Source organism: Caballeronia temeraria (genome assembly GCF_001544795.2).
GTDB classification, from domain to species: Bacteria; Pseudomonadota; Gammaproteobacteria; order Burkholderiales; family Burkholderiaceae; genus Caballeronia; species Caballeronia temeraria.
This window is the reverse complement of record NZ_FCOI02000013.1, coordinates 116830-129508: the sequence shown is the minus strand read 5'-3', so window position 1 is coordinate 129508 and position 12679 is coordinate 116830. Positions and strand designations below refer to the sequence as shown.

The 12679-nt window shown below is 59.8% G+C and carries 12 protein-coding genes; 5 read left to right on the top strand and 7 right to left on the bottom strand.

Annotated elements, in window-relative coordinates:
• Positions 1-63: 63 nt before the first annotated feature.
• Positions 64-1011 (bottom strand): LysR family transcriptional regulator, encoded by a 948-nt coding sequence (locus tag AWB76_RS19780; protein ID WP_061161831.1) that lies wholly within the window; start codon positions 1009-1011, stop codon positions 64-66.
• A gap of 288 nt (positions 1012-1299) precedes the next feature.
• On the opposite strand from AWB76_RS19780, the gene AWB76_RS19775 reads away from it, so the two are divergent.
• From AWB76_RS19775 to AWB76_RS19760, 4 genes are all read left to right on the top strand, one after another.
• Complete coding sequence (locus tag AWB76_RS19775; RefSeq protein ID WP_061161830.1) at positions 1300-2640, top strand: MFS transporter; 1341 nt, start codon at positions 1300-1302, stop codon at positions 2638-2640.
• 1 nt (position 2641) lies between these two features.
• Complete coding sequence (locus tag AWB76_RS19770; RefSeq protein WP_061161829.1) at positions 2642-3157, top strand: hydroxyisourate hydrolase; 516 nt, start codon at positions 2642-2644, stop codon at positions 3155-3157.
• 39 nt (positions 3158-3196) lie between these two features.
• On the top strand, positions 3197-3535 hold the full coding sequence (gene uraH / locus AWB76_RS19765) for a hydroxyisourate hydrolase (RefSeq protein ID WP_061161828.1): 339 nt from the start codon (positions 3197-3199) through the stop codon (positions 3533-3535).
• 361 nt (positions 3536-3896) lie between these two features.
• Positions 3897-4388: an H-NS family nucleoid-associated regulatory protein gene (locus tag AWB76_RS19760; protein WP_061161827.1), complete on the top strand. Its 492-nt coding sequence runs from the start codon at positions 3897-3899 to the stop codon at positions 4386-4388.
• Positions 4389-4453: 65 nt separating this feature from the next.
• Here AWB76_RS19760 and AWB76_RS19755 read toward each other — a convergent pair whose 3' ends face one another.
• From AWB76_RS19755 to AWB76_RS19735, 5 genes are all read right to left on the bottom strand, one after another.
• A complete protein-coding gene (locus tag AWB76_RS19755; protein ID WP_061161826.1) occupies positions 4454-4855 on the bottom strand; it encodes a VOC family protein in 402 nt (133 codons plus the stop codon).
• Positions 4856-4995: 140 nt separating this feature from the next.
• On the bottom strand, positions 4996-5421 hold the full coding sequence (locus AWB76_RS19750; RefSeq protein ID WP_061161941.1) for an organic hydroperoxide resistance protein: 426 nt from the start codon (positions 5419-5421) through the stop codon (positions 4996-4998).
• Between the two features lie 180 nt (positions 5422-5601).
• Positions 5602-7407, bottom strand: a complete 1806-nt coding sequence (locus tag AWB76_RS19745) for an alpha/beta fold hydrolase (protein ID WP_063936365.1) — start codon at positions 7405-7407, stop codon at positions 5602-5604.
• Between the two features lie 306 nt (positions 7408-7713).
• A complete protein-coding gene (locus AWB76_RS19740) occupies positions 7714-8712 on the bottom strand; it encodes a PDR/VanB family oxidoreductase (protein WP_061161939.1) in 999 nt (332 codons plus the stop codon).
• 66 nt (positions 8713-8778) lie between these two features.
• Positions 8779-10323 (bottom strand): Rieske 2Fe-2S domain-containing protein, encoded by a 1545-nt coding sequence (locus tag AWB76_RS19735; protein WP_061161825.1) that lies wholly within the window; start codon positions 10321-10323, stop codon positions 8779-8781.
• 221 nt (positions 10324-10544) lie between these two features.
• On the opposite strand from AWB76_RS19735, the gene AWB76_RS19730 reads away from it, so the two are divergent.
• Positions 10545-11237: a GntR family transcriptional regulator gene (locus AWB76_RS19730; RefSeq protein ID WP_061161938.1), complete on the top strand. Its 693-nt coding sequence runs from the start codon at positions 10545-10547 to the stop codon at positions 11235-11237.
• Between the two features lie 29 nt (positions 11238-11266).
• Here the strand turns inward: AWB76_RS19730 and AWB76_RS19725 are convergent, their stop codons facing one another.
• Positions 11267-12580, bottom strand: a complete 1314-nt coding sequence (locus AWB76_RS19725) for an MFS transporter (protein WP_061161824.1) — start codon at positions 12578-12580, stop codon at positions 11267-11269.
• Positions 12581-12679 lie beyond the last annotated feature (99 nt).

The following is a 12679-nucleotide window of genomic DNA, read 5'->3' as shown; positions in this document are numbered from 1 at the left end:
GAAGCGCGTGATCGAGCGGCGAGACACCTGATCCTATTGACCGCATAACAGAACGCAATAACCCTACGCGCGATTCATGTCGCGCAGCGCACGTAATTCCTGCGCGGCCGCCGTCAGCATTCCGCGCAGCCATACGTGCGATGCAGAGCGATGCCGCGACGGATGCCACAACTGATAAAAGCGCATGAAGGGAAATTCGATCGGCGGTTCGAGCACGGCGAGCGGCAGATGCTGCGCGTGATAGTTGGCGAAGTGCCGGCCGGTCGTGAGAATGAGATCGGTGCCGGGAATCAGGCTAGGCGCGAGATTGAAGTACGGGCAGCTCACGCGGTTGTCGCGATGCACGCGCATGGTGCTGAGTCCGGTATCGACGACGCCGCGCTGATCGCGCGAATACGGCGTCGGCACGATATGCGACGCGCTCAGATAGTCCTGGGCATCGAACTTGCCTGATTGCGCGTACACGCTATCGCGGGCGACGACACACACGACGTCGTCCTCGAGCAGCACCGACAAGTGCAGATGCTCGGGGGGATTGGGCCAGTTGCCGATCACGATATCCGGCGAGCCTTCGGATAGCCCCTGCTCGTAGTTGAACGAAGCCGAAAGCGGCACCGCCACGATGCGCGCATGCGGTGCAGCGCGCCTGAATTCGCGCACGACATGCGCAAAAAAGGGCGGAGCCAGATAGTCGGGCATTCCCACGGTAAAGCTTTGCTCAGTGGTTGCGGGATCGAAATGATCGTCCGATACGAGCAGGTTATCGAGTGCACTCAACGCGGCCTGCGCGCTTTGCGCGAGCTGCAGCGCGCGCTCGGTCGGCACCATCACGTTCTTTTCGCGCGTGAGCAATGGGTCGTTGAAGATGGCGCGCAGCCGCTTGAGCGCCGAGCTGATGGCCGGCTGCGACTGGTTCATACGAATGGCCGTGCGCGACACGCTGCGCTCGCCGATCAGCGTGCACAGCACGCGCAGCAGGTAGGTATCGAATGGATCGTCGGTGCGATTCATGGTGATTTGCAGGTCTCCGTTGTTCGCATGGCCGCGCCGCTATTTTGCCAGCCGTCATCGCAGCAACCGCATCATGCGAGGCGCGCTAGGGTAATCCATAGGTCGCGAAAGGCGCCGCGAGAAAGCGCGCGGAGCCGCATCACACAAGGCTTTTCGACCCATATACGCGTTGCTATGGGGCCTATTGGCCCATCCCCCGTTCCCGATTTTTTGGCCGTTTCTATACTTGCTTCCAACCGAACGCACGGCCGCAGCCGCGCGACGCAAACCGACTGGAAAGGAGAAACCATGTCGCTCATCAAACAGGAGATGCCGGTCTTCGCGAGCGCGGCCGAAAGCGCCGAAGCGAGCGTCTATCGAAAGGTCTCGTGGCGCCTGCTGCCGTTTCTCGGCGTGCTATGGGTGCTCGCCTGGCTGGATCGCGTGAACATCGGCTTCGCCAAGCTGCAGATGCTGGATTCGCTGCATTTCAGCGAAGCGGTATATGGCCTCGGCGCAGGCATTTTCTTCCTCGGCTACTTCCTTTTCGAAGTGCCGTCGAACATGCTGCTGCAGAAGATCGGCGCAAAAAAGACGATCATGCGCATCACGATCTGCTGGGGCATTATCTGCATGCTGCAAACGCATGTCAGCACGCCCACGCAGTTCTATGTCCTGCGCTTCCTCCTCGGCGCATTCGAAGCAGGGTTTTATCCGGGCGTGATCCTCTACCTCACGTACTGGTATCCGTCGCAGCGGCGTGCGCGCGCTTTCGGCACGTTCATGTCTGCATCGGCTATCGCGGGCGTGCTCGGCGGTCCGCTCGCCGGCTGGATCATGACGTCGATGAGTGGCGTTCATGGCATGCACGGATGGCAATGGCTCTTCGTCATCGAAGGCATTCCTTCGGTGCTCGCCGGTGTGTTCGCGTATTTCTACATGACGGACAAGCCCGAGCAGGCACGCTGGCTGTCGGACGATGAAAAGCGCGTCGTGCTCGATGCACTGCAACGCGATAACGCCGCGATGGGCGAACGTGGTCACGACTGGCGCTCGCTCTTCAGGAATCGCAAAGTATGGCTGCTGATCGCGATCTTCTTCTGCCTGCTGTGCGCGAACTCCACGCTCACGTTCTGGATTCCCACGGTCATCAAGGATGTAGGCATAGGCACGCCGATGGCGGTCGGCTGGATCGCGGCGGTTGCGTATCTGTGCGGCGCGGCCGGCATGATCATCAACGGTGCCCACTCGGACCGCAGCAATGAAGTGCGCTGGCACTTCAGCGGCGCGGCGATCGTCGGCGGCGTTTCGATGGCGGTGCTCGCCGTGCTGATGGGCCTCGATAAGATCTCGCCGGTCATCGCGTTGCTGGCCATGACGGCATCGCTCGTCGGCACGATGAGTGCGATCCCGGTGTTCTGGCAATTGCCCAATCGCTATCTCGCGGGCAGCGCGGCCGCAATCGGCGTGGCACTCATCAATTCCGTCTCCAATCTTGCAGGATTCGGCGCGCCCTATGTGATGGGGCTCATCAAGAACGCGACGGGCAAAGTGACGACCGGCCTGTACCTCGTGGCGGTGATCGAGGTGCTCGCAGCGGTGCTCGTGCTCATCGGCATCCGCAAGCTCGGCAACAAACAAGAGGCCTAATATGCGCGATAAAGACACATCCCCGGCATTCGACGTCAGTCGCCGTCGCTTTGCCCTGCAATCGGTGGCGCTCGGCGGCAGCATGCTGATGGCGAAAGCCGCGCTGTCCGCCGACGCACCCGCGCCGAACCAGACCACGGGACCGGTGCAGCAAGACGGCCTGAGCCCGCGGCTCACGATGCACGGACTCGACACATGGCACGGCACGCCCGCCGCGGGCATGCGCGTCGATCTGTTCGCGATCGAAGATGGGCGCTCGAAACTCTTGCAGACGATCACGCTGGCCGCGAGCGGTCGCAGCGAGCCGCCGCTTCTTATCGGCGACATGTATCGTGCGGGCACCTATGAGCTGTTGCTGCATGCGGACGATTACTTCGCCGCGCGCAAGGCGGACCTCCCGCAACCCTTGTTTCTCTCGAAGATTCCGCTGCGCTTTCGCATCACCGACGTCAATCAGCGCATTCATCTGCCCGTACTGTTCGGGCCGTGGAGCTACAACTATTACCGCGGCAGTTAAGCAAAACACGAACAGAACGCGAGATCAGGAGAAGACACTATGGCCGCAGGCATCACCACGCATGTACTCGACGTCGCGCTCGGCAAACCCGCCGCCGGGATGCAGATTGAGTTATTCGACATCAGCACTCAGCCGCCCACGCTGCTCGCACGCACGCGCACCAATCGCGACGGGCGCACCGATTCGCCGATCCTCCCGGCTGCGCAAGCGCGCGCAGGCAGTTTCGAATTGCGTTTCTGGGTCGCAGATTACTTCAAGACACCCGATGTGTTCGCCGATGTCGTGCCGGTCCGTTTCACACTCGCGGACGCGACACAGCATTATCACGTGCCGCTGCTCTGTTCGCCGTGGAGCTTCGGCACGTATCGCGGTAGTTGATTCAATAGTCATTCCCGCTTGAGCGACAACGGCTGCGCCCGCATTCGCATGAGGGCCTAGCCGGCATGACGCGATCTCCCCTCCTGCGCCCGGCCACTCATACAACAATAACTTCCGAAGGGCGCACCGTAGATGCCTCGCGGCATTTCTGGAATAGAGTCCTGTCAAGCTTGTACAAAAGCAACGATTGGATTACATCTTTCGACCAGATTGCAAACTCGATTTGCAGTGTGCGTCTCGCCACTTAATGGCGTTAATAAACTTTCTATAATCTCGGTTGCCACGTATTTGCACGAATCTCCTCTAGCGCCTTGCAGATGTGCATGGCATAGTGCGGTCGACAATCTATTAGAGGAAAGTCATGTCAACGCTAGAAAGTATTCAGGCACGTATAGAAGCACTTCAGGCGAAGGCCGATGCGCTCGTCGCCAAGCAATCCGAGAGCGCGCTGCAAAAGATTCATGATTTGATGTCGAAGCATGGATTGACTGTTTCCGACATCGAACAGTATTCCGGTACAGGCAAGAAGAAAGGCCGCGCGGGTTCTGCCAGGAAGCAAGGCACAGTGGCTTATCGGGACCCCAAGACCGGCGCAACCTGGAGCGGCCGTGGACGTGCGCCGGGCTGGATCGCGAACGCTAAGGACCGCAGCAAGTTCGCGGTGGGTGCGAGCGCGCGAGGAGCCAAGCCCAAGGAAAAGGCGCGCGCCGCAGTCAAGCGCAAGGGACAACCGCGCGGTCCTCAACCCGCGCTTTATCGCGATCCGCAAAGCGGCGCAACGTGGAGCGGGCGCGGCCGTGCACCTGCATGGCTCGCATCCGTGAAAGACCGCGCGCCTTTTCTAATCGGCTGATAGCGAATCCATATACGGCGGAGGTCGTTCGCGACTCCGCCTTTTCTTTGCGCTCGCGCTTTAGGCTAAAGGCGAGGATCGAAATCGAATTCGATTCGTATGCCGCCCGGCTCATAAATCATCATATGCCGCTTCGGACCTGTTCCTAACAACTCCGGCACGAATTCGACCGTCACGCCGGGCCATGTCGAGACGCGCTCGAGAATGGTCGCAAGCGCGGCTTCATCCGTCGCGCGCAACGCGAGATGATGAAGCCCGATATTTTTGCGCCGATCGAAAGCTATTGGCGCAGCTTCGTCCTTCACCTGCCATAACGTGATCAATAACTTTCCGTCGGATACGAACACCGCCGGATATTCGGGCCGCTCGCCGGCAACCTGCCAGCCGAGACATTGAACGAAAAAGTCACGCGTTGCGTCGAGATTGCGCACCGTGAGACCTATGTGATCGATTCCAGATGTCAGCATCGTTTCCTCCGCGTGAACACGCGCGACGTCAAAACAACTGCGCTTTCTGCCTTCTTGCGGGTATTTTCAAGGATTCGGCCGCGCATGTGGCAAACAACGTTCGAGCGTCATGAAATCCGACACTCGAACGTCCACGCTGCTTACGCAAGCGTCAATTTGACATCGATGTTATTGCGTGTCGCATTTGAATAGGGACACACGATATGCGCCTTGTCGACGAGCGCCTGCGCCTCGGTGCGATCCATGCCCGGCAGCGATATCTTCAGTTCCACTTCGATGCCGAAGCCATTCGGAATCTGACCGATGCCCACGCTGCCATCGACCGCGACATCTTTCGGCAATGTGATCTTGTCGCGAGCGGCGACAAATTTGATGGCGCCGATGAAACATGCGCTATAACCCGCGGCAAAGAGTTGCTCGGGATTGGTGCCGTCGCCGCCACCGCCGCCGAGTTCTTCCGGCGTCGTCAGTTTGAGATCCAGATTGCTTTCGGGCACGGTTGCGCGGCCATCGCGCCCGCCGGTGACATGAGCATGCGCACGGTATAGAACGTTCTCGATCGACATCGCCAGACTCCTGTGCATGGCGTCTTGCGGCTCTCGCGGCACAGACACGCCGAACGAAATCCGCTGACATGGGTTTTCGGTGGACTCCGCCCTGCGTCGGGCGCGTTCCAATACGGAAGGATACTCAAGACGCCGTGAACTCGCTGACGCATGCACAACCGCCGAAACGCCCTGCCTTCATCACAGCGCCACGGATTCCCTGCCCGGAAAGACCGGATCGGCAATCGGTGAAGCAACTTGCCTGGCAATGCGTTCGCACAACGCGATGACCTGAGCCGAACCGGACGTCATGAAGAGCGCGTGATCCAGGTCCGAAAAGATAGCCATCCGCACCGATGGAAAGCGCGACAACCGCGCGCCCTGCTTTCCGAAATGCGCGGCGATAAGATCCATGCCTGCATCGTATGCGCCATAGACGAGCACGGTCTTTACGCCCTTCGTGTCGAGCGCGCGGATCATCGCGCCGGGCTCGGTTGCCAGTTCGGGCGGCGTGCTGCTCAGACGATCGAGCCGCAATACATCGACGATCCTCGAACGCGCGCGTGTCGCCGCATATTCCAGTACGAAGCGCACTACGCGCATCAACTGCTTTTCACCGCGCAAAATCGCCTTCCATTTCTGCGGATCGAGCATCGACATGGCATAGCCCGCCATCGAATTGCGGGTCGATTGACGCAATCCATCGGGCGCGACGTCGGCAGGTCGTTTGAACGTCGGCAGATTCACCGTGATGACACCAGTGATCGCATTTTCGACGACGGCCGCTTTGAGCGCGTGGTAAGCGCCCGAGCACACGCCGAACGCGAAGATGGACTTATAGCCCTGTCGTGCGAGCCAGCGAGCGGCGGTTGCGGTATCCTCGGTTGCGATCGGGTTATAGATGCGGCCGAAAGCCGTATCGGATTGCACTGCACCCGGTGCGGCCGGACTGTCGCCTCGGCCCCGCGCGTCGAAACGCAATGATGCGATGCCGCGCCGAGCGAGTTCGCGCGCAATGCGTACTGATAAGCGGCTGTCGCCAACACGCGCGCTTGCAGAAGTATTCGTAATCAGAAACACCGGACCTTGCGCGGAGCGCTTGCGTGGCTCGCACAAGATGCCGAATAATTTTTCCTGGCCGATGCGCACCGGACGTTCAATCGCTTCGGGCGTTTCTATCTTAAGCGCCGGCCAGTCGACGGCATTGACATTGGACTTCGCTTGCTTCACCGGAGAAGCACTGCCCGCGATCCAGTCGACGACCTCGGCGAACGCGGCGCGCGGCAATGCGTTAAAAGCCGTTTCCTGAAGAAAGCCAGTGAGATCTTCGAACGGACGCGCCTGTGCTTCGACGCCTTTTTCCGCAAGTGCATCGCGCAACGGGTCCTTGCCGCCCGCCCTGAGATTCATGATCAGGACACGCCGCGCCGGCGCAATTGCAGCGCCTTTCACCCTCGCGACGAGATCGATAGCTTCTAGCGAGTCTTTGAATTGATCGCTATAGACCTGGCCGAGCACGTTAAGCGGCGCATCGTCTTGCTGCATCTCGCGCAAGGGCGGCGCAAGCAATTCGAGCCACGTCTTGCGCACGATGCTCAACTCGCGCATATACACGCGACCGCTCGCGACGGGCGCCAGCAGAACGAGTTCGTCGACAGTTTGGCGCAACGCCGCTGTAAGTGCGAACGCCGCGCCCACGCGAAAGCCGCATAACGTGACGTGTTCGATCCCCGCCGACGATTTAAGCCAATCGACGGCCGCGTTGACATCGTCGACCGATGATTGGAATTGATCGGGTGCGAGATCGACGCCCGCAGAATCGCCCGTGCCCCGATAGTCGAAACGCAGGACTGATATGCCGCGCGCGGACAACGCATCCGCGAGATAGCGCATTCCGCCATACGTCCACACGTATTCGTGTCCATACGTGTTGCATAGCACCACGCCGCGCTTGCCGCTTCCCGCATGCAGCCATCCGAAGCGATTCCCGAATACAACCGGTCTCATTTTCGTTTCGTCCTCGTCTTTGGTGGCAGGCGAAGAGCGATGACACGAAGTCTTGCCTTGCCATGTCCGGCCGTCAACGTCCCGTCGAATACGGGATCGCGAGGTTATGAGACGATTATATTAAGCACCTCCTGTATAACGCGCTTCATCCGGGGAATGTGTACGATCAGACTAGCTATTGGCGCATAAGGCATAGCCTGTGTTATCTACCGCTCATTTCCATGTGAGACATTCGCCGGCACAAGGACAAAAGGCAGACAAGTCACCTTATCTGCCCCTCTATATCTATGGAGACTCCATCGTCGATCAAAGATCCAGTACGAGTAATTTGCTCGTCGCGCGCGACACGCATGCGGTCAGATATTCTGACTTCTCTTCATCGTTCATGATGCAGTCGTTGTGCTCGACCTCGCCCTCGAGATAGCGCACCTTGCACGTCCCGCACAAACCCGCGCAACACGATGTTTCCATCGCCACGCCCGCTCCCGCCAATGCTTCGGCGATGCTCTCGTCCTTCGTCACCTCGATTTCCTGCCCCGTCCTCGCGATGCGCACGATGAAGCTATCGTTCGCATCGTTGGCAGCGTGTTCGCCGGGGCTGCGTTCAGGCGCCTTGAAATGCTCGAAGTGCACCGTGCCTGGCGGCCAATGCTGCGCGGCGGCCGCGCATGCGTTCATGAATCCACCGGGGCCGCAGTAATAGACGTGCTGGCCTTCACCCGGCGCGTTCAGCAAGTCGCGAATATCGAGTCCGGCAGAAGGATCGCCGCCATCGAAATGAAAATGCAGGCGTCCGCTCGCGCGCATCGACTCGAATTCGTCGGCGAATGCGGCGCTCCGGGCATCTTTTGCGCAGTAATGCATTTCATAGTCGATGCCCGCATCGTCGAGTTCGTGCGCCATCGCTTTTAATGGCGTCACGCCGATGCCGCCCGCGATCAGCAACACGCGGCGCGCACCGTCGACGAGATGAAAGTTGTTACGCGGCCGGCTCACGCGCACGATATCCTGCACCCGCAATTGCTCGTGAAGCGCTTTCGATCCGCCGCGCCCGCGTTCATCGCGCAATACGGCTATCACATAGCGATGTCGTTCGCGCGGCGCATTGCTGATCGAATACTGCCGCACGACGCCGCCCGCAAGATGTATGTCGATATGCGCGCCCGCTGAAAATGGCGGCAATTGCGCGCCGTCAGGATCGACGAGTTCATATGAATTGATGCCCCGGCCTTCGAACCGGACCTGACGCACGAGCAGGTTCAAAGTCTGCCCCTGCGTTTCGGTTGAAATGGGTTGTGTTGACATGATCGACATTCCTCGAATCGATGATCCGCTTTAGCGAGGACGCAATGCGCCCTCGCATTGGCCGCCCTATTGCTTCATCGAGTGTTCGAGTTCCTCGAAACGCTCACGCACGAATGCAGCACGCGCTTCGCCTTTGAACTTCTCGCTTTCCGCGAGAATCGCGACGATCTGCTTCGTCACCTTGCGACGTCGCACCACTTCTTCCTCGACGGTTTCGCCTTCCGGAATTTCGAATACATTGCCCGAGCAAAAACTATTCGGCGCGCCTGCGTTTTCGCGAAACCATTCCGCGAAGTTGTGTGCCGATGCTGCCGGATTCGCGCCGCGCAATGCATCGCGCAGCATCTTGCGGAACAGGAACACGCCCGCGTCGAACTTCGTCGGATTCTCGAGCGAATGCACGGCGATCGGTCGCTGACTGATGATCGCTTCGTAATCGCCGGGCGCGTATTGCGCCTGCTTGTAGTTGGCGCGCTCGCGATGATTCGGCGGAATCGGCACGATGTCCTCGATACCGTATGCGCCGAAGCGCTCGGGACGGCGCATTGCGACCTGACCATCGAGGAAGTCGATCGACTCGTAGCCCACGAGTTCTTTCTTGCCGATGCCGCGCGTATCGATGCCCGGACCCATCACACGCCAGCCGATCATCTTGCTGTTCTCATCGTCGACAGGCACCGTCCAGCGAATGATATGGAAGCGCGAAAAGAGCTTCTTCTTCGAACCATCTTCCGATGTATACGCATGCAGGCTCAGATTCGGTAGTACCTGATGCTGCACGCGCACGAAGAGGCGATCCTTGTTGACACGGCGCGCGCCCGCACACGCAAGACTGCGTCCTTGCTGCACCGGTTGAAAGTGCATGTCGGGCGCCACTTCCATGGACGCCGCGCCGACTTCATCGAAGGTCGTGCCTTGGAATTGGCCTTTCACTACGTTTTTTGCGGCGTGCAATGCGGTCGGATGAAAGTTGTCGGCGGCGTTGTCCTGCACTTGCAGCCAGTTGCAATGCTGAAAATTGCTGTAGGGCACGAGTTCATCGCCGGGCATCACGGTGTAATCGCCTTCCCATTCCGGAAACGGCGGCTCGTTTTCGGGCGGTCCCATGTAGGCGAATACGAGGCCATGACGTTCGACCGCCTTATATGCGCCCTGACGAATGGAACATGCGTACTTTTCAGCCTCTTTCTCTTCGCCTTTTGGAAACGGCACATGCAGGCACGCGCCGTCCACGTCGAACACCATGCCGTGGTAACAGCACATGATGCCGCGCTCCTGAATCGAGCCATATTCGAGCGACGCACCGCGATGCGCGCAATGCGCATGCAGCAGACCGACGCGCCCGCTGCCATCGCGAAACACGACGAGTTCCTCGCTGAGGATCTTCAGAAAGCGCGGCGTGTCGGTCAGTTCGATCGACATGCAGACCGGATGCCAGAAGGCGCGCATGTATTCGCCCATCGGCGTGCCCGGGCCGGTTTCCGTCAATTCCGGATCGTGGCCAGGCACCTTGTTCACGTAATAGCCGCCGTAGGGCACGAGCTTCTTGACCGTCGCGGCTGCGCCACCGCTGCTTTTCTGCCCTTCCAGCTTGTCCGATTTGATGGTCATGGGAAATCCTGTTTCGAGTGGGATTTGATGGTGTGATGCCGAGGACAGAATTCTGGTTACTGAACTCGGAACTCTGTATACAAAGATTAGCGATGCAATCTGGCGTTGTCTCTATGGGTAAACGCGAGCCGGATCAGGCACGGAACAGCTTCGCGTTGACGGCCCGCGCGGGCGCGCTGTACTCTTGCCGTATTCTGTATCCAGACATTCCGGTCGAAATCATGCCCGCCAAACTTCTCAAGCTTCAGGCTCGCACCGACTATGTGGACGAGGTCTACAAGGTGCTGCTCGACGCCATCAGTTCCGGTTCGCTCGCGCCGGGAACACGCATTACGCAGGAAGAGATCGCGGAACAGCTTGCGGTTTCGCGCTCGCCCGTTCTGCAAGCGCTGCGCCTTCTCAAGAAGGACGGACTCGTGGTCGATGCGCCGGGTCGCGGCCTGCTCGTCACCCCGCTCGATCCTGCGTGGATCAGCCATCTTTATGAAATTCGCGGCGCACTTGATTCACTCGCGGCGCGGCTCGCCGCCGAACGTGGCGCGAAGATCGATAAGACGATCATCGCGAATGGCAGACGCGTGTCGAAGAGCGATGACGTCAAAGCGATGATCGATGCCGACATGGCCTTCCATCACGCAATCTATACGGCCTCGGGCAATCCGTTGATCGCCGAGACCGCGCAGATGCACTGGGTTCATCTGCGCCGCGTGATGGGCGCCGTGCTTCAGGCATCGGGACAACGCAAGTCGATCTGGGACGAACATGCCGCAATCGCGGCCGCCATCGCCGAAGGCGACGGCCGGCGCGCCGCGGAACTCACCGATCTGCACACGGCCAACGCGCGCAAGAATCTCGTCGAACGTCTCGGCCTCGTGCTGAACGAACAGCGCGATCGCGAATCGGAAGCGACGTGACATCTGCCACCTCGCGCGACGCCTGGTCGTCAATCGGCACGTCGGCGGCTGTTCACGAGCGCGGCGGGCACCGCGAACACGAGCAGGCTGCCGATCACGCAACTTGCTGCGAGGCCCAGCACGCCGCTGCCCGTCGAGCCAGAATGCGTCTGGATCACGCCGATGAGCCACGGACTCACGACGCCCGAGATGCTGCCCACGGAGTTCGCGAGTGCGAGACCCGCGGCGGCCGCACCGCCGCTGAGAATCGCGGGCGGCAGAACCCAGAACTGCGAGATGGTCGTGACGACGCCCATCGTCGCGAGCGTGAGTCCGATCATGCCGAAGAGCGTCGAGTGCGCATAGACCACGCTCAGATACAGGCCGATCGCGCCGACGAAACCCGCGCCCGCCAGATGCCAGCGCCGTTCGCCATGCTTGTCCGAGCTGTGGCTGACCGCGAGCATCGCGATCGCGCCCGCCGCATAGGGAATGGCCGAAAGCAGGCCTATATCGAGCGGATCAGTCACGCCGCTCGCCTTCACGAGCGTCGGCAGCCAGAAACTCACGCCGTAGAGGCCCATCGTGAAGAAGAAGTAAGTTACGGAAAGCAGCAGCACCTTCGGGTGCAGCAAGCCGTCCTTCACGGAATGCAGCGCATGCGTGGGCTTTTCGTCGAGCAGATTGGCTTCGAGCATGGCCTTCTGCGAATCATTGAGCCACTTCGCGTCGGCGACTTTATCGTCGAGATAGAAGTAAGCGATTGCGCCGAAGATTGCCGTCGGAATACCTTCGAGCAGAAAGAGCCATTGCCAGCCTGCGATTCCGTGCGCGCCGTTCATATGCGTCATGATCCATCCCGAGAGCGGCCCGCCGATGACGCCCGACATCGGAATGCCGGTCATGAAGAGCGCGGTGACCTTGCTTCTGCGCGACGCGGGAAACCAGTATGTGAGATACAGCAGGATCGCGGGAATGAAGCCCGCTTCGGCCACGCCGAGCATGAAACGCATGATGTAAAAGCTCGTCGGTGTGGTGACGAACATCATGCCTGCGGAGATGATGCCCCATGTCACCATGATGCGGGCGATCCAGCGCCGCGCGCCGACGCGAAGCAGAATGAGATTGCTCGGCACCTCGAACAGGAGATAGCCGATGAAGAACACGCCCGCACCCGCGCCATAGACGGCTTCGCTGAAGTGAAGATCGTTGAGCATCTGCAGCTTCGCAAAGCTCACGTTGATGCGATCGAGATACGCGCAGAGATAGCACACGAAGAGAAATGGCAACAGACGCCATGTGACCTTCGCATACGTGGACGATTCATCGCCTGCCAGATAAGCGACCGGACTGTGGGAACTCATGCTCTGTCTCCTGGTTATGTCATGCATCGTGATCGCTCACATGTTCGTCACCTCAAACGAGAAAGACAAACGATGCTTGTTCATCCAACCATGACAGGC